The sequence below is a fragment of the Rhizobium grahamii CCGE 502 genome (genome assembly GCF_000298315.2).
GTDB lineage: Bacteria > Pseudomonadota > Alphaproteobacteria > Rhizobiales > Rhizobiaceae > Rhizobium > Rhizobium grahamii.
Genome location: NZ_AEYE02000008.1, coordinates 279,987 through 296,212 on the forward strand (window position 1 = coordinate 279,987; position 16,226 = coordinate 296,212).

At 58.9% G+C, this 16,226-nt stretch carries 22 protein-coding genes and 1 tRNA gene; 16 read left to right on the forward strand and 7 right to left on the reverse strand.

What is annotated here, in order from left to right:
• The first annotated feature begins 9 nt into the window (after positions 1–9).
• The 3 genes from nrdR to RGCCGE502_RS07145 are packed head-to-tail and all read left to right on the forward strand — an operon-like array spanning position 10 to position 2,219.
• Positions 10–486, forward strand: coding sequence for a transcriptional regulator NrdR (nrdR, locus tag RGCCGE502_RS07135; RefSeq protein ID WP_007531462.1), 477 nt, complete (start codon positions 10–12; stop codon positions 484–486).
• A 3-nt stretch (positions 487–489) separates the two neighbouring features.
• Positions 490–1,599: a bifunctional diaminohydroxyphosphoribosylaminopyrimidine deaminase/5-amino-6-(5-phosphoribosylamino)uracil reductase RibD gene (ribD, locus tag RGCCGE502_RS07140; RefSeq protein ID WP_016553501.1), complete on the forward strand. Its 1,110-nt coding sequence runs from the start codon at positions 490–492 to the stop codon at positions 1,597–1,599.
• Positions 1,599–2,219, forward strand: a complete 621-nt coding sequence (locus RGCCGE502_RS07145) for a riboflavin synthase (protein WP_016553502.1) — start codon at positions 1,599–1,601, stop codon at positions 2,217–2,219. Before ribD ends, RGCCGE502_RS07145 begins: the two co-directional genes overlap by 1 nt.
• On the opposite strand, the gene RGCCGE502_RS07150 is transcribed toward RGCCGE502_RS07145, so the two are convergent.
• From RGCCGE502_RS07150 to RGCCGE502_RS07160, 3 genes are all read right to left on the reverse strand, one after another.
• Entirely contained in the window at positions 2,182–2,718 is a 537-nt protein-coding gene (locus RGCCGE502_RS07150; RefSeq protein WP_040674149.1) for a GNAT family N-acetyltransferase, read from the reverse strand. The two genes, RGCCGE502_RS07145 and RGCCGE502_RS07150, sit on opposite strands and share 38 nt — an antisense overlap.
• A 26-nt stretch (positions 2,719–2,744) precedes the next feature.
• A complete protein-coding gene (locus RGCCGE502_RS07155) occupies positions 2,745–3,248 on the reverse strand; it encodes a cupin domain-containing protein (protein ID WP_016553504.1) in 504 nt (167 codons plus the stop codon).
• A gap of 99 nt (positions 3,249–3,347) precedes the next feature.
• Positions 3,348–3,698 (reverse strand): hypothetical protein, encoded by a 351-nt coding sequence (locus tag RGCCGE502_RS07160; protein WP_016553505.1) that lies wholly within the window; start codon positions 3,696–3,698, stop codon positions 3,348–3,350.
• Between the two features lie 333 nt (positions 3,699–4,031).
• Here RGCCGE502_RS07160 and RGCCGE502_RS07165 point away from each other — a divergent pair, with 333 nt between their 5' ends.
• The 3 genes from RGCCGE502_RS07165 (at position 4,032) to RGCCGE502_RS07175 (ending at position 7,317) form a co-directional block, all read left to right on the forward strand.
• The gene (locus RGCCGE502_RS07165; protein ID WP_016553506.1) at positions 4,032–4,487 is read left to right on the forward strand and encodes a 6,7-dimethyl-8-ribityllumazine synthase; all 456 of its coding nucleotides are present in this window, start codon (positions 4,032–4,034) and stop codon (positions 4,485–4,487) included.
• A gap of 3 nt (positions 4,488–4,490) precedes the next feature.
• Entirely contained in the window at positions 4,491–4,973 is a 483-nt protein-coding gene (gene nusB, locus RGCCGE502_RS07170) for a transcription antitermination factor NusB (protein WP_007801071.1), read from the forward strand.
• A 208-nt stretch (positions 4,974–5,181) separates the two neighbouring features.
• On the forward strand, positions 5,182–7,317 hold the full coding sequence (locus RGCCGE502_RS07175; protein WP_016553507.1) for a sodium-translocating pyrophosphatase: 2,136 nt from the start codon (positions 5,182–5,184) through the stop codon (positions 7,315–7,317).
• A 67-nt stretch (positions 7,318–7,384) separates the two neighbouring features.
• Here the strand turns inward: RGCCGE502_RS07175 and RGCCGE502_RS07180 are convergent, their stop codons facing one another.
• Complete coding sequence (locus RGCCGE502_RS07180; RefSeq protein ID WP_016553508.1) at positions 7,385–7,921, reverse strand: outer membrane protein assembly factor BamE; 537 nt, start codon at positions 7,919–7,921, stop codon at positions 7,385–7,387.
• A 179-nt stretch (positions 7,922–8,100) separates the two neighbouring features.
• Here RGCCGE502_RS07180 and RGCCGE502_RS07185 point away from each other — a divergent pair, with 179 nt between their 5' ends.
• From RGCCGE502_RS07185 to RGCCGE502_RS07215, 7 genes are all read left to right on the forward strand, one after another.
• Positions 8,101–8,691 (forward strand): ubiquinol-cytochrome C chaperone family protein, encoded by a 591-nt coding sequence (locus RGCCGE502_RS07185; RefSeq protein WP_176705677.1) that lies wholly within the window; start codon positions 8,101–8,103, stop codon positions 8,689–8,691.
• 11 nt (positions 8,692–8,702) lie between these two features.
• Entirely contained in the window at positions 8,703–9,257 is a 555-nt protein-coding gene (locus RGCCGE502_RS07190; protein ID WP_016553510.1) for a YceD family protein, read from the forward strand.
• 103 nt (positions 9,258–9,360) lie between these two features.
• Complete coding sequence (plsX, locus tag RGCCGE502_RS07195) at positions 9,361–10,407, forward strand: phosphate acyltransferase PlsX (RefSeq protein ID WP_016553511.1); 1,047 nt, start codon at positions 9,361–9,363, stop codon at positions 10,405–10,407.
• Between the two features lie 19 nt (positions 10,408–10,426).
• Positions 10,427–11,398, forward strand: a complete 972-nt coding sequence (locus RGCCGE502_RS07200; RefSeq protein ID WP_016553512.1) for a beta-ketoacyl-ACP synthase III — start codon at positions 10,427–10,429, stop codon at positions 11,396–11,398.
• Positions 11,399–11,505: 107 nt separating this feature from the next.
• The gene (locus tag RGCCGE502_RS07205; RefSeq protein WP_007531489.1) at positions 11,506–11,844 is read left to right on the forward strand and encodes an integration host factor subunit alpha; all 339 of its coding nucleotides are present in this window, start codon (positions 11,506–11,508) and stop codon (positions 11,842–11,844) included.
• A 215-nt stretch (positions 11,845–12,059) separates the two neighbouring features.
• Positions 12,060–12,602, forward strand: coding sequence for a MerR family transcriptional regulator (locus tag RGCCGE502_RS07210; RefSeq protein WP_019279757.1), 543 nt, complete (start codon positions 12,060–12,062; stop codon positions 12,600–12,602).
• Between the two features lie 108 nt (positions 12,603–12,710).
• A complete protein-coding gene (locus RGCCGE502_RS07215; protein WP_016553514.1) occupies positions 12,711–13,376 on the forward strand; it encodes an HAD family hydrolase in 666 nt (221 codons plus the stop codon).
• A gap of 6 nt (positions 13,377–13,382) precedes the next feature.
• Here the strand turns inward: RGCCGE502_RS07215 and RGCCGE502_RS37160 are convergent, their stop codons facing one another.
• The 3 genes from RGCCGE502_RS37160 to RGCCGE502_RS07230 all read right to left on the reverse strand — a co-directional run bounded on the left by RGCCGE502_RS37160 (position 13,383) and on the right by RGCCGE502_RS07230 (position 14,695).
• On the reverse strand, positions 13,383–13,532 hold the full coding sequence (locus RGCCGE502_RS37160) for a hypothetical protein (RefSeq protein WP_016553515.1): 150 nt from the start codon (positions 13,530–13,532) through the stop codon (positions 13,383–13,385).
• Positions 13,533–13,701: 169 nt separating this feature from the next.
• A complete protein-coding gene (locus RGCCGE502_RS07225) occupies positions 13,702–14,136 on the reverse strand; it encodes a CAP domain-containing protein (protein WP_016553516.1) in 435 nt (144 codons plus the stop codon).
• A gap of 175 nt (positions 14,137–14,311) precedes the next feature.
• A complete protein-coding gene (locus tag RGCCGE502_RS07230) occupies positions 14,312–14,695 on the reverse strand; it encodes a hypothetical protein (RefSeq protein ID WP_141652298.1) in 384 nt (127 codons plus the stop codon).
• A 610-nt stretch (positions 14,696–15,305) separates the two neighbouring features.
• Between RGCCGE502_RS07230 and RGCCGE502_RS07235 the strand changes: the two genes are divergently transcribed.
• The 3 genes from RGCCGE502_RS07235 to RGCCGE502_RS07245 all read left to right on the forward strand — a co-directional run bounded on the left by RGCCGE502_RS07235 (position 15,306) and on the right by RGCCGE502_RS07245 (position 16,205).
• Positions 15,306–15,382 (forward strand) — tRNA-Pro (locus RGCCGE502_RS07235).
• Positions 15,383–15,599: 217 nt separating this feature from the next.
• Entirely contained in the window at positions 15,600–15,815 is a 216-nt protein-coding gene (locus RGCCGE502_RS07240) for a hypothetical protein (RefSeq protein WP_016553518.1), read from the forward strand.
• 177 nt (positions 15,816–15,992) lie between these two features.
• A complete protein-coding gene (locus RGCCGE502_RS07245) occupies positions 15,993–16,205 on the forward strand; it encodes a hypothetical protein (protein WP_019279759.1) in 213 nt (70 codons plus the stop codon).
• Positions 16,206–16,226: the final 21 nt, after the last annotated feature.

The window sequence follows — 16,226 nt, forward strand, 5'->3', positions numbered from 1 at the left end:
GGATAGCGCATGCGCTGCCCATTCTGCGGATCGGAAGACACACAGGTCAAGGATTCACGCCCGGCGGAGGACAATACGTCCATCCGCCGCAGGCGCATTTGTCCCGATTGCGGCGGTCGCTTCACGACCTTCGAGCGCGTGCAGCTGCGCGAGCTGATGGTGTCGAAGAAGACTGGCCGTAAGGTGCCATTCGACCGTGACAAGCTGGTGCGATCGTTCGAGATTGCGCTGCGCAAGCGTCCCGTTGACCGCGACCGCATCGAGCGCGCGGTCTCCGGTATCGTTCGACGGCTTGAAAGCTCGGGCGAGGTCGAGATCAGTTCTGAGCAGATCGGCCTTCAGGTGTTGGAAGCGTTGAAGAGCCTAGATGACGTCGGCTTCGTTCGCTATGCCTCGGTCTATCGGGATTTCTCGCACGCCGAGGACTTCGAGAAGGTCATTTCCGAGATCAACGCCAAGATCGCCCGTGATCCCCTGGACAACTAGCCCATGAGCGCAGCGGACGACGACGCGCGTTTCATGCAGGAGGCGATCCGGCTGGGTCTCCTGCATCTCAGCCAGACATCCACCAATCCTTCAGTCGGCTGCGTCATCGTGCGTGACGGTCAGATCGTCGGCCGTGGGGTGACGGCAGTCGGCGGACGTCCCCATGCCGAACCGCAGGCCTTGGCTGAAGCCGGCGAACTGGCGCGCGACGCCACCGCCTATGTCACGCTCGAACCCTGCTCGCATTACGGCAAGACGCCGCCCTGCGCGGAGGCGCTGATTGCCTATGGCGTCGGTCGTGTCGTTATCAGCGTGACGGATCCGGATCCACGCGTTTCGGGCAGGGGCATCGCCATGCTGCGCGATGCCGGGATTGACGTCGAGTCCGGAATCCTCGAAGAGGAAGGCAGGCGTTCGCTCGCCGCCTACCTCACGCGGCAGACAAAGAACCGGCCGTATGTGACTCTCAAACTTGCAGTTTCTGCCGACGGCATGATCGGCAAGAAGGGTGAGGGGCAGGTTGCAATCACCGGTCCGGCCGCACGGGCCGAAGTCCAGAAGTTGCGTGCTGAAACCGACGCGATTCTGGTCGGGATCGGTACTGCGGTTGCCGATGACCCTTTGCTCACGGTTCGCACGGCTGGCCTTGAGACGCGCTCGCCGGTTCGCGTCGTGCTCGATGAACATCTTTCGTTGCCGCTGGATAGCAAGCTGGTTGCAACTGCCAGGCAAGTACCGCTGATCGTTGTCGCGACTGAGCCACCGCGCTTCGATAACAGCGAGGACAAGGCCTTTCTTGCGCGCCGCGACGCGCTGGATCAGGCGGGCGTCGAGGTGGTCCAATGCAATCCCAACCGTCTGGACGAGCTGCTGCCGGCGCTTGCGTCGCGCGGCATTTCCTCGCTTGTCGTCGAAGGCGGCGCGCGGACGGCGAAGCTCTTCCTCGATGCCGGCTACGTCGATCGCATCCTCCTCTATCAGGGGCCTGGAGTGATCGGGCAGGACGGTATTGAATCGCCGGTGACGAAGACCGATATGCCATCGGACCTCCTGCACAGGGGCACCTTCATATTTGGCGACGACCGCCTGGACGAATACGAAAGAGAACTTTGATGTTTACCGGAATTGTCACCGACGTCGGCACGATCGAATCCGTCTCCGCGTTGAAGGAGGGCATCAAGCTGCGTGTCGCCACGGCTTATGATCCGGCGACCATCGACATGGGCGCCTCGATTTCCCACTCTGGTATTTGCCTGACGGTGACCGGCTTGCCTGGCGACGGTAGCAACGGTCGCTGGTTCGAGGTCGAAGCCTGGGAAGAGGCTCTGCGCCTGACGACCATCGGGACGTGGAAGGAAGGCAGCCATATCAACCTCGAGCGCTCGCTGAAGATCGGCGACGAGCTCGGTGGGCACATCGTTTCCGGTCATGTCGACGGCAAGGCAGAGATCCTCTCCGTTTCCGAAGAGGGCGATGCCACACGTTTTCGCCTGCGCGCGCCCGAGCATCTTGCCAAGTTCGTTGCCCCCAAGGGCTCGATCGCCCTGGACGGTACATCGCTGACGGTCAACGCGATCGATGGCACCGATTTCGACGTACTGCTGATCCGTCACACGCTTGAGGTCACGACCTGGGGTGAACGCAAGGCCGGCGACTTCGTCAATTTCGAAGTCGACACGATGGCCCGCTATGCTGCTAGGCTGGCCGAGTTCCCGACCGCGAAAGCAGAATAACTTCTCCATTGTAGTTGCATCGCTGGACCTCGCGAAAGCCGAGCTTTCGCGCTAGGCGCAACGAGGGGTCGTTCCCCGGGTCGATGATGCAGGTCATCGGTTTGGAGGGAAACCGATCCTCCGCCCAGGCGATCAAAGCGGTCAGCGCCTCGCTGGCGTAGCCCTGGCCTTGCGCGAATGGCATAAGACCCCATCCGGTTTCCAAGGTGCCTTCCGTCGAAACCGGATGCATGTCCCGCTTCATGTCGAGGAAGCCTGCTTCTCCGATGAAACGCCGTGATCGCTTTTCCTCGATCGCAAGAAATCCAAAACCCATATGATGCCACATGCCTGCGACGCGTAGCAGCCGAGCCCACGCGTGCTCGCGGGTCGACGGCACACCTCCGATAAAGCGAACCACGGCTTCGTCGCTCCACATCGTCTGGTAGGCCTCAAAATCGTCGACGGTATGCGCCCGCAGCAGCAGCCGCTCGGTCTCGATGGTCGGAATGCTGGTCATCATGAGAATGCTCTCTCGAATGGACGTCACGCGCCGGGTTCGCCGTCCCAGTAATCCAGATTACCGCTGTCTCTGCCCATGAAACGAAAACGGTTCGTTTGCGCTTCGTCGCGATTAGTCTTGGCGAGAAATTTTCCGGAATCGGGATACTCGACGATCTCGGTCTTCGCCTTAGTCGAGATGCCGAGGTAGATAAGAGGCGTCGAACCGGTGTTGATGATCTGATGGGCGGTCTCTTGCCCTCCGGCGGGAGCGCCGAGGGCATCGCCCTTCCGGATGGGGAAGCGGTCAGGGCCAAAGCGATACTCGCCGGTGCCTTCGATAACGAAGAACAGCTCGTCCTCCACATGATGGTTGTGGAACGGACAGCTGGATTTGCCGGGCGGCACCTCATTGTAGCTGATGCCGAGGCCGGCGAGGCCGAGAAGCGAACCGAACGAGGCGTCTGTGCCTTCGTACAGGTCTCCTTGCTTCCAATGCTCGAGCTTCAAATCGGCGACGTTGATTACGGGCTTCGATACGCTGGACATTGTCTCCCTCCTGTTTCCGGAGAAAAGGCACCATCCTGCGAGAAAATACAACCGCAAAGCACTACGGTGAGCGGCAGCTTTGCGCTGCCGCCCTTGCTTTTATCGATAGTAGACGGTGAGACCGCCATCTGCGGCCTGGTCGACGTTAACAATGTTTCCCAACAATACGCCTTTGGCATTGAGTTGGTGCAGGAGGGGCTTGTTGACGGCGATCGCGGCGCGGATCATTTGGATTTCGCTAACGCTGAGTGCGGCGAAAGACTTGGGTTCTCCGATATTGCCCGATCCACCGTGATCGTACACCTGTCGGATATCCAGATTTGCACCGCTGAAGCTTCGAAGCGTTCGTTCGATGCCTGAAGGGGCGTTCATGTCGAAGCTTTCCGCACGGCCGGCGTCGGTGAAGGCAAGAGTAACGACTGCGGAGGCGATGGCGGCAACGCGATTCATGGAACTATCCTTTCATCTGCTCTGACGATCGGCCGTCGGCAGTGGATCGTCAGCGTTACGCTGAATAAATTGGTGTCAGGATTATCCGCCTTCAACCAATAAGTATCTGGAATTTGGTTACAAATTGTTCATGCAGGCGGCCCTTCATTTGCCCTCTTCGAGGCGCCGGCCAACCTTCGCCCCAAGGCAATGCGACCACTATCCATCGTGCGCTTGCCGCGATTGCGGATTTCGCATCGGAGCCATGATCCGAATTTGCTTGCCATTCCGGTCGCGGCGTGTTTTGACCGCGGCCTGCCGAATAGTGAAGTCCTCCAGCTCCGAAGGTGAAGCATGGCGCGAGAAACCGCTCCCCACATTCTGATCGTCGAAGCACGCTTCTACGACGACATGGCCGACGCCCTGCTCGAAGGCGCGACTTTCGCCTTGAAAGAAGCCGGGGCAACCTATGAGGTGGTTACCGTCCCGGGCGCCCTTGAGATTCCAGCGGCAATTGCCATGGCGCTCGACGGAGCAGATAATGAGGGCACGCAGTACGATGGATATGTCGCTCTCGGCATGGTCATCCGCGGCGAGACCTATCATTTCGATATCGTCTCGAACGAGTCTTCTCGCGCGCTGATGGATCTGGCCGTGAGCGAATCCCTTGCTATTGGCAATGGTATTCTGACTGTTGAGAATGACGATCAGGCTTGGGCTCGTGCCCGCCGTTCGGACAAGGACAAGGGCGGATTTGCCGCCCGTGCAGCTCTCACGATGATCGAGCTGAAGAAGAAATTGGGTGCATAACGAATGAACAACGAAAACTCGGAGCGTCCCGTCAAGACTGCGAACCAGCGAGGTGCTGCGCGCCTTGCTGCGGTTCAGGCGCTCTACCAGATGGATATTGGCGGCACCGGCGTGCTGGAGATCGTGGCCGAATACGAGGCGCATCGCCTCGGCCAGGAACTCGACGGCGAGACCTACCTGAAGGCCGACCCCTCCTGGTTCCGCTCCATCGTGTCAGGCGTCGTGCGAGAGCAGCGTCGTCTGGACCCGCTGATCGCGTCCGCGCTGCAGGACGACTGGGCGCTGTCGCGTCTTGATAGCACCGTCCGCGCGATCCTGCGTGCCGGCGTATTCGAGATCCTGGATCGCAAGGACGTTCCGGTCGCGGTGATCGTGACGGAGTATGTCGAAATCGCTCAGGCCTTCTTCAGCGAGGACGAGCCAAAATTGGTCAATGCCGTGCTTGACCGGATCGCGAAACAGGTTCGCGGCGAAGCCAAAAAATAGCGTTCTGGCGGGGCTGTTGCCCCGACCTCCAAAAACTCCCGGTTCCCATTGTGCTGCAAGGGCTTTTGCCGTTTGCGGGGCTTGACGCGCCGTTTTCCTCCACGCAATCTCCGCGCGGCGTTGCAGCATTTCTGTGGGAGGAAATCGAGTCGGCGTATTCGCAGCCGGAGAGGGAGTGAGCTCCGGCTCTTTTGGAGGAAAGAGCGAAATGAGCATTCTTTTAGGGGTAATAGCGTGCGGTCTGCTCTCGGTGGTCTATGCCATCTGGGCAACCCGGTCGGTGCTCGCCGCCGATCAGGGTAACAAGCGCATGCAGGAAATTGCAGGCTATATTCGTGAAGGCGCGCAGGCTTATTTGACGCGCCAGTACAAGACTATCGCAATCGTCGGCATCGTCGTTTTCATTGCAGCCTGGCTGCTGCTCTCCGGCACGGCTGCAATTGGTTTCCTCATCGGCGCGGTTCTGTCCGGCGCCGCTGGGTTCATCGGCATGCACGTCTCGGTGCGCGCCAACGTCCGCACCGCACAGGCAGCATCCCAAAGCCTGTCTGCCGGACTTGAGATTGCTTTCAAGTCGGGCGCTATCACCGGGCTCCTGGTGGCCGGTCTGGCGCTCCTTGGCGTGTCGATCTACTACTATGTGCTGACTGTCGTGCTTGGACACGAAGGCAGTTCCCGCGAAGTCATCGACTCCCTCGTCGCGCTTGGCTTCGGCGCGTCGCTGATTTCGATCTTCGCCCGTCTCGGCGGCGGTATCTTCACCAAGGGCGCTGACGTCGGCGGTGACCTCGTCGGTAAGGTCGAAGCAGGTATCCCGGAAGATGATCCGCGCAACCCCGCGACGATTGCCGACAACGTCGGCGACAACGTCGGCGATTGCGCCGGCATGGCAGCCGACCTTTTCGAAACCTATGCCGTATCCGTCGTCGCCACCATGGTTCTCGCCGCAATCTTCTTTGCAGGTGCACCCCTTCTGCAATCGGCGATGCTGTATCCGCTCGCGATCTGCGGCGCTTGCATCATCACCTCGATCGTCGGCACCTTCTTCGTCAAGCTCGGCAGCAACGGCTCTATCATGGGTGCTCTCTACAAGGGCCTCATTGTCACTGGCCTACTGTCGATCATCGGTCTAGGTGCTGCGACGTCGCTGACGATTGGCTGGGGTCCTGTCGGCACTGTCAATGGTGCGGAAATCACCGGTACGCACCTCTTTGTCTGCGGCCTGGTTGGTCTCGTCGTGACGGCGCTAATCGTCGTCATCACCGAATACTACACCGGCACCAACAAGCGCCCGGTTAATTCAATCGCTCAGGCGTCGGTGACCGGCCACGGCACCAACGTCATCCAGGGGCTTGCCGTTTCGCTTGAGTCGACCGCTCTGCCGGCGATCGTCATCGTTGGCGGCATCCTGGCGACCTATCAGCTCGGCGGACTTTTCGGCACCGGCATTGCGGTCACCGCCATGCTCGGCATTGCCGGTATGATCGTTGCGCTCGATGCCTTCGGTCCGGTGACGGACAACGCCGGCGGCATTGCGGAAATGTCCCACCTGCCGCCCGAGGTGCGCAAGTCGACCGACGCGCTCGATGCCGTCGGCAACACGACGAAGGCCGTTACCAAGGGTTATGCGATCGGCTCTGCCGGTCTCGGCGCCCTGGTTCTGTTTGCTGCCTATTCCTACGACCTCAAGTACTTTGCCGCCAACGGTGACAAGTACCCGTATTTTGCAGGCATCGGTGATATCTCGTTCGATCTTTCCAATCCTTATGTCGTCGCCGGATTGATCTTCGGCGGCCTCATTCCCTACCTCTTCGGTGGCATCGCAATGACAGCTGTCGGTCGCGCGGCCGGCGCGATCGTCGAGGAGGTTCGCCTTCAGTTCAAGCAGAAGCCTGGCATCATGGCCGGAACCGAGCGTCCTGACTACGGTCGGGCCGTCGACCTGCTGACGAAGGCTGCCATCCGCGAGATGGTCATTCCTTCGCTTCTGCCGGTTCTTGCCCCGATCGTCGTCTACTTCGGCGTATTGGTCATCTCGGGCTCGAAGGCGTCGGCTTTTGCAGCGCTCGGCGCATCGCTGCTCGGCGTAATCATCAACGGCTTGTTCGTTGCAATCTCGATGACCTCGGGTGGTGGCGCGTGGGACAACGCCAAGAAGTCCTTCGAGGACGGCTTCGTCGACAAGGACGGTGTTCGCCATATGAAGGGATCGGAGGCTCACAAGGCTTCGGTGACGGGCGACACAGTCGGCGACCCCTATAAGGATACGGCCGGTCCGGCAGTCAACCCGGCGATCAAGATCACCAACATCGTCGCTCTTCTGCTTCTCGCCGTCCTGGCTTGAGGCACATCGCACAGAAAAAAACCCGCCGGAGCGATCCGGCGGGTTTTTCTTTGAGCGTTCGCTAGCTTTAGCGCAAGCTGGCCGGGTTTTGTGGCGAGGCGGGCTGCGAGGCGCCGCCACCGAAGAGGCCCTTGGCAGCGTTCGCGGCACTGCCGCCGGACAGAAGCTGCTGCAGGAAGGTGAAGTCCTTGCCACCGGTCGGGGTGACGCGCGTGATCGTATCGAAGACCCTGCCGTCCTTGAGCGTGTAGTTCGCGCGACGGGTAACGATGCCGTCCTTGTCGAAATAGATCGCTAGAACGCTCTGGTCGACGACCTTCAGCTTCTGGAACGCCATGGAGCGCTCGCGGCGCTGCGAGATGTAGTAGAAAACTTCGCCATCGAACGTCGCCTTCGTGGACGGTGTGCCCAGGGACAGGAGAACCTGCTCGCGGCTCGATCCTTCCGGCACAAGGTTCAAAGACTGCTCGTCGGCAACATATCCGCCATTGAGGACAGTTCCTGTCTGGCAGCCTGAAAGTCCGGTGGAGGCAATTATGATGGCAATGGCGGCACTGCTGAGGAATTTTTTGTCAGACTTGAAATACCGTTTCGTCAACGACATCTACTCCCTAAAATTATGAATGGCAGCCACAGGCCTCAGATCGCTGATGCAAAACCATTGTGGCCATTCCGGGGTGAGACATCCCGTTGGCTCGTGCGGACAGATGGGGTGCTGTCCCGAAAGTGGCCACCTTCGGCATTGCAATTCGCGCCTGCTTCGGTAAACCAGCTTTCAAAATCATGCAACAAGGCCGGACGCCGCTTGGCGTCCTGAATGAGGCCTTTCCGGAAAAAACGATGATCTTCGGGCTCTTTAGCAAGAAAAACAGCAACCAGGCAATCGTAGATCGGCAATATCAGGCACTGACATCCGCTGCCCGCATGCCGGAACTCTACGAGCGCCTGAATGTCCCGGATACGGTCATGGGGCGTTTCGAAATGCTCTCGGCGGTGATGATCCTCTTCTTCCGGCGCACACGAGCGTCTGGAACCAGCGGTCAGGAGATTGCCCAGGAAATCGTCGACGCCTTCTTCCAAGATATCGATTACTCCATCCGTGAGTTGGGAATTGGTGACAACAGCGTTCCCAAGCGCATGAAGAAGCTGGCTGGTATGTTCTATGGCCGGCTGGAGGCCTACGCCCAGGCGATGGACAGCAGGGATGCCGAAGGACTTGCGACGGCGCTTGGTCGGAACATCCATCCCAAGGCCAAGGAGGCGGTTGATATGCGCGGCCTCGCAGATTGGATGTTTGCCGCCGAGGACTATCTTTTGTCCCAGTCGGAGGATGTCATTGCGACAGGTTCGGCAACGCTTCCGAAGGTTGCGTGAAGGAGGAGATGATGAGAAGCAAAAGAGATGATGTGCCGTTCTCCTACCTGGTAAATGTCGGCCACATATCAACCAATCCCGTCGAGGTGCGCCTGGAAGCGGACAAGCGGGAATTGGAGGATATTGCCAAGAGCTGGAATGTGCTTTCGGTCGACAGTTTCAAGGCCGAGCTCCAGATCGCCCGTTGGAAGCGCGACGGAGTCCGCATCAAGGGCAGGGTTCAGGCGAATATTGTCCAATCCTGCGTCGTCACCCTTGATCCCGTGCCATCCGCAATCGACGAGACATTCGAGCAGATCTTCGTCCCCGAGAATTCGAAGCTTGCGCGTCGCCCGGCCAACGACGCCGGTGAGATGGTGCTCGACCCCGATGGCCCGGACCTTCCCGAGAGCTTTACCGGCGATACAATCGATGCGGGTGAGGTGGTGACGGAATTCGCCGCGCTTGCGATTGATCCCTATCCGCGCAAACCCGGCGTGGAGTTCTCGGGTCACATCGAAGACACCGGCGAAAACGACAAAAAGCCGTCTGCCTTCGCCGTGCTCAAGGATTGGAAAAAGGACTGAACCCCGTTGGCTATTTGACACAATTCAGTTGTAAGCGACGGGAAAACCGGTATTTTGGCCGAAATTTCGCCCGCCGGAGGCGAAAAATAAGGATCAGGGACGCGTGATCAGAATTTCTATCGACCTCATGGGTGGCGACTTTGGTCCCCAGGTTGTCATCCCCGGCGCCGCTAAGGCACTGGAAAGACATCCCGATATTTCATTCGTGATGTATGGTTTGAAGGAACAGTGCGAGCCGGTTCTCGACAGGTTTCCGAAGCTTAAGGAAAAGACGGTTTTCCACGATTGCGAGCTGGCAGTCCGCATGGATGAGAAGCCGAGTCAGGCGCTTCGCCGCGGTCGCTATGTCTCCACCATGTGGCGGACGATCGAAGCGGTGAAGACGAAGGAAGCCGACGTTGCCGTCTCGGCCGGCAATACCGGCGCCCTCATGGCAATGGCGAAATTCTGCCTGCGGACGATGGCCAACATCGAGCGCCCGGCGATCGCCGCCATCTGGCCGACGCTGAAGGGCGAGAGCATCGTTCTCGACGTCGGCGCGACGATCGGCGCGGATTCGCAGCAATTGATGGATTTCGCCCTGATGGGTGGGGCAATGGCCCGAGCGTTGTTCGAGATCGAACGCCCGACGGTCGGCTTGCTGAATGTCGGCGTCGAAGAGATCAAGGGGCAGGAAGAAGTCAAGGAAGCCGGGCGCTTGCTGCGCGAGGCGAACATCGACTCGCTTGAGTACTATGGCTTCGTCGAAGGAAACGATCTTGGCAAGGGAACCGTCGACGTTGTCGTGACCGAAGGCTTTTCGGGCAATATCGCGTTGAAGGCGGCGGAGGGAACGGCACGCCAGATCGCCGAGTATCTGCGCTCGGCCATGTCGCGCACGTTGCTCGCCAAGATCGGCTACTTTTTCGCCAAAGGCGCATTCGACATGCTTCGCGAGAAAATGGATCCTAGCCGCGTGAACGGCGGCGTCTTCTTGGGCCTGAACGGCGTGGTCATCAAGAGCCACGGCGGCGCCAACGCCGAAGGCATCGCAGCCGCCATCGAAGTTGGCTACGACATGGCCAAGAATGGCCTCAATCAGAAAATAGAAAACGATCTTCAAAAGTATCATGCCAAGCGGCTGCCCCCGATCGGGCCGGAAGCCGCATGAGCGACGGGGTTTAAGCAATATGATCCGTTCAGTTGTTCGCGGGTTCGGAGCCGCACTTCCGAAACGCGTTATGACCAATCGCGACATGGAAGATGTCGTGGACACATCAGACGAATGGATTGTCCAGCGCACGGGCATCCGCCAGCGCTACATCGCCGGTGAGGGCGAAACAACATCGTCGCTCGGCGAAGCTGCTGCGCGCGCGGCGCTCGACAGAGCCGGTCTGACACCAGCCGACATCGATGTCATCATCTGTGCCACCTCGACGCCAGACAACACGTTCCCGGCGACTGCCGTCAACATTCAGAACCGCCTGGGCATGCACCATGGCTTTGCGTTCGACGTGCAGGCCGTTTGCACGGGCTTCGTCTATGCCGTGACGACGGCTGATGCCTACATCCGCGGTGGCCTTGCCAAGCGCGTGTTGGTGATCGGTGCCGAGACCTTCTCGCGCATTCTCGACTGGAACGACCGGACCACCTGCGTCCTGTTCGGCGACGGCGCCGGCGCGATCGTCCTCGAGGCGGCGGAAGGCGAGGGCACGACAGCGGATCGCGGCGTGCTGACGGCGCACCTGCGTTCCGATGGCTCCCACAAGGAAAAACTCTACGTGGACGGCGGCCCTTCGACGACGGGCACGGTCGGCAAGCTTCGCATGGAGGGCCGAGAGGTCTTCAAATATGCGGTAGGCATGATCACAGACGTCATCGAGGCCGCGTTTGAGGCTACGGGCACGACTGCCGACGATCTCGACTGGCTGGTGCCGCACCAGGCCAACCGCCGTATCATCGACGGCTCCGCCAAGAAGTTGCATATCGCCCCCGAGAAGGTGGTCATTACGGTTGATCTTCACGGCAACACCTCTGCCGCGTCAATTCCGCTTGCGCTGGCAACGGCTGCTGGGGATGGCCGGATCAAGGAAGGCGATCTGGTCATGCTGGAAGCGATGGGCGGCGGCTTCACCTGGGGCGCAGCACTCCTGCGCTGGTAAGCCAAAAATCCAAAAAACTACCGACGAACAAGAGCTTGACCGTGAGGCGCAAGACAAATACTCTTTGTTCGCTTTCATAATATAATTGGCAAATGGGCGGGGAAACCATGACCGGAAAGACAGTGACGCGAGCAGACCTGGCGGAATCAGTTTTTCGTAAGGTCGGTCTTTCGAGAACCGAATCTGCTGAGCTCGTGGAAACTGTCATTGACGAGATTTGTAACGCGATCGTCCGCGGCGAAACCGTCAAGCTCTCGTCCTTTGCAACTTTCCAGGTGCGCGACAAGAACGAGCGCATCGGCCGTAATCCGAAGACCGGCGAGGAAGTGCCAATCTCTCCCCGTCGCGTCATGACCTTCAAGGCGTCCAATGTCTTGAAGACGCGGATTCTGAAGGCGCATACGCTGCGCAAGACCAAGCAGAAAGCTGCCAATCCGGCCTCTTGATCGAGCCCAGCGCGAGGGCACTCCTCTCGTTAAGCGGCGACGAGTTCCAATACTTCCTGAACGATCTGTGCGGTATTCAAGACGTGACTTGAATTCGTGGCGTCAAACCGTTGAAATATGATGAGTCGCGGCTCGGTTCTGACGTTCGTGAGACATCAGCTGCGCTTATCAGCCGAACGGACGCGCGGCGCCCCGAGACCGCGTAGGGAGTAAGGATGTTGGATAAGAGCCCCGATGCTTTCCGAACCATCAGCGAGGTGGCGGACGACCTAGACCTTCCACAGCATGTCCTGCGCTTCTGGGAAACGCGGTTTCCGCAGATCAAGCCAATGAAGCGTGGCGGCGGCCGACGCTACTACAGGCCCGAGGATATCGATCTCCTGAAGGGCATACGCCACTTGCTCTATGATCATGGCTATACGATCAAGGGCGTGCAGAAGCTTCTGAAAACTAATGGCAACAAGTTTGTCATCGCGATCGGACATGGAGATCTTGCAAGCGTCCAGGCGCTGACAGGCGGCCAGCAGGACGGTGGCGATTCTGCCGAGCCACGAGTCGGAATGTCGGAGGAGGATCAGGTTGTCGGTCGCGCGAAGCCGCCGATCACACGCCGCTTCTTCAATTTCGGCGGGGGCGATGAAGACTCCCCCGAAGTTTCGATCGGCAAGTCGAGTGTCGGCAAGGAGGACCGTGCTTTGCTGCAGGAGGCACTCTACGATCTTCTCGAATGCAAGCGCCTCTTGGATCAGGTTCGCTGATCGACTTACCGCTGCGCGTCAGCCATCATGTGGTTCGCAGCCCATTCGTTCGCGAATCCGTTGGGACCGCAGCAACCCATTCGACATCTGTCTGCAAGGAAATCCTTCGTGACCGCGTCTCACCCAGTTCCCGGTAAATACTATGACGCCTTCCTGTTCGATATGGACGGCACGCTCCTGAACTCTATTGCCGTGGTCGAACGTGTCTGGAGTGAGTGGGCCGTGCGGCACGGTTTCGAGCCGGAGGTTTTCCTCAAGACGATCCACGGCATCCGGGCATCCGACGTTATCCGCCAGCTGGCGCTGCCAGGCGTCGATCCGGAGTATGAGGCAAGACAATTGCTGAAAGAGGAAATGGAGGATGTCGGCGGCATCGTCCCCATCCCAGGTGCGATCGATTTCCTGAACAGCATTCCGCCTTCGAAGTGGGCGATCGTAACCTCGGCGCCGATCGAACTCGCGAGGCGCCGCATGACGGCGGCGGGCATTCCGACGCCGGTCGCGATGGTGAGCGGAGAAGAAGTGGCCGCCGGAAAGCCAAGCCCCGAATGCTATTTGCTGGGCGCCAAGCGCCTCGGTGTTGATCCGACAAAGTGCCTTGTGTTCGAAGATGCCGTTGCAGGAATTCTCGCCGGCGAAGCAGCCGGCGCCGACGTGACGGTCATTACCGAAACGCACACGACGCCGTTTGCAACCCCACACTTTTCAATCCCGGACTATCGGGGTTGGCGTGTGGATGTCGGTCCCGACGGGCGCATCGCACTGGTCGAATAGACGCTGCTACTGCTTGCGCTGCTGCGCCTGCTTCACCATCCGCTCGTAGGCAGCGAGCATTTTTGCCTTCACCGAACCCAGAGTCCCGAGTTCGTGCCCGCAAGTGAAGCAGACAAGGATGTCGGTGTCGACCGGCTCGGGTCGCTCGAATTTCATGCGGGTGTTCCTGCATTTCGGGCAGGGGATCTCGATCTGCATAGTCTTATCCAAGGTCTCGTGTTTCGCAGGTCTCTTATTCGCGCGCGGCGGATCGAGCAAGCCTTTTCGACCAGCGAGCCACGCGCTGCAGTTTTCCGCCTCGCGGACCGGTCAAGTCGATGTGCCGCTACTGGCAAGCGAAGAAAGTCGAGTAGCCTGCGACCACCGACACTCCTGCGTATCGCAGGTTAGGTCGAAGCAGGTTTGTGTTGTGGCCCGGCGAGCGCCTCCATCCAGAAAACAGCTGCTGCGGCGTCAGATGGCCACTACCGACGTTCTCTGAACATACGATGCTGAGCCCGGCGGCCTTGGCTTGAGCCGACCTGTGGCGAAAGCCGTCATGGCTCATGTGTCGCCGCGTTGCCTGATACTGGCTATGCTGCCGCGCCAAGGCTTTCAAGGTGCCATTCGCAGCCAGGGGGGCTAGGCCACGGCTCGTCCTGTAGGAATTGATCAACGCCAGCGTCTGGGCGCCAAAATCGCCTGTCGCAGACGGCGGCTGTGCCGCACCTAGGCATGCCGAACTCAGAACCGCAACTGCTATTGCCCGTAGCATTTTCATGGTCCGATTTCCCCTGGTGGCAACGACTCGCCTTTGGCGAGACGCTGCAAAGGAGACACAACGAGAGCGATCCTGGCAACCCTCAACAACGAATTAGGTCACGCTATGGATTTCGACGGGACATATGCAGGCAGCTGCCCGACGAATGCCGTCGGATGTATTCGAGGGACGAGCTTCAGATGATGACGCCGTTCTGTCGGCACAAATCGTTGAAGTTTGTCGTTGCGTTGCCTTGGGCGGTGAGAGTAAACGAGAAGCCGGCTCTACCCGCCGGGTTGGTGTTTCTCAAAACGCCGGCGAAGGGCTCCCCGCCGGTAAAGGCGCCTGCCTTGTTTTTGGAGTTTACTACACCGCAAACGGAGACGACCCCCGGCTGAGTCTGCGTTGCCGTTATGTTGGCGAACGTCGCAGTGGTGGGATCTTTAAGAAACTTTCGAGTTCCGTCCTGAACGGCAGTCGTCTCTCCCTCTGAGAGCGTGTAGGGGATTGGTTGGTCGCGCGAAGTGACCGCCGCGCAGGAACTAAGCACTAGTACCCCAGCCATCACGATCTTCCTCATGTCGTCCCCCAAGAGAATCGCGGAAAGTTAGTGGTTTCGCTCATGAAGGATTCGATTAAGTAATTGCTAAAGCAAGCCATGATTTCGATGTATATCGATTGCGTCCGAGTCGGAATTCCAGACTCTGCTGCGTCATCGGGAATTCGTGCTCCCTCAGCAAAGTCCTCATGCCGAAAGCCATTCATCTACGAAGGAACCGCCCCGATCGCGGGATTGCCGCTCGAATCCTAAGCGACCTCTGCGGTACCTGAGGTCTGAAACATCGTGAGACGAAGGTCCGATGTTCGTTCGCCTATTAGAATCTATATTTCTCCCCACTGGCGTCAGTTTTTCTGCTGCTGGAGAACTGGAGGGCTGGGGCATCCGGTTCGCATGATCGAAGGACGGAAAGCGGAGAGCGAGCAACAACGCTCTCCGCTAGTTTGTTTTCATCGGACGCCGCATCAAACCTCCGACCCGCCCAAATCGATTTCACAGCGGTCAGAAACGAATGGCGTCAAGCATGGCGGCCTTTTCCACGCCGCTCTTTCCGTAATATTTCCTGACGATCGATTTTTCCCTTGCACCAGAAATCCCAAAAGACTAACAGGATCAGGCCGTTTCGGCAGGTCGGGGCGTAGCGCAGCCCGGTAGCGCACTTGACTGGGGGTCAAGGGGTCGCTGGTTCGAGTCCAGTCGCCCCGACCATTTACACTAACCTTCGGCACCCCCAGAAGCCCGAAGGTATCTCTCCATTTCATGGCTAGTCTTGTAGAAGAATGATGCGTCGAGCGGCACAACCGTGCTCTTCTGACTGCCTACCAATCTTTGCCAGACCTACTGCTGTCAGAAATTTGTCTTGGTAGCTCGAAAAAATATTAGTTTTCGATAATATACATCCGGCAAAAACATTGGTGGGTGACGGATGGCCAACCGCGAGACGAGCGAAACATGCAGGGAAACCCTGTCTGAGCCCTTTGCGACACTTGTCGAGAAGGCTACATCCTCGGGCTGGCCAGAGCACGAAGTTGCGCTGGCACTGAGCGATTTGGCCGAAGCCTATGTCGTCAAAGTCACCGCCAGGGTCATCATTGAGGGCTCGATCCAGTCAGAGCTTGCATCAGAGCGGCTGAAAAACTGAGGCTGCAGCTTTTGGGAGAAGCGCGTTGGCCCGCGTCATCACATAAATGTTTCAAGCCGAAATGTTCGGTTGATAAATCACCGGCTCGCGCGCATAGTGACCGCATCGTCGGCTATGGATGGGCGCCCGACGACAACGTTTCTGGTATCGACAGCCCCTGACGGGACCCGTGGCTTCATGCTCAAATCCCCAGTTCTTCCACGTGACCTGCCGCTTTTCTCGGACGATCTCGATCTTCTGTCCGAGGTGCTTGACGATGTCTGCAAAGACCGGAGGCTCGAGCGAAATACCTCGGCTGCCGAGGCCATCGGTGCGCTTCTGATCCAACTCTACCGTCAGGGCGTCAAGGATCAACGCAAGCTTGCGGCGCTCGCCAAGGCCTATTTGTAATTTGGAGTTTTGAACTACCGA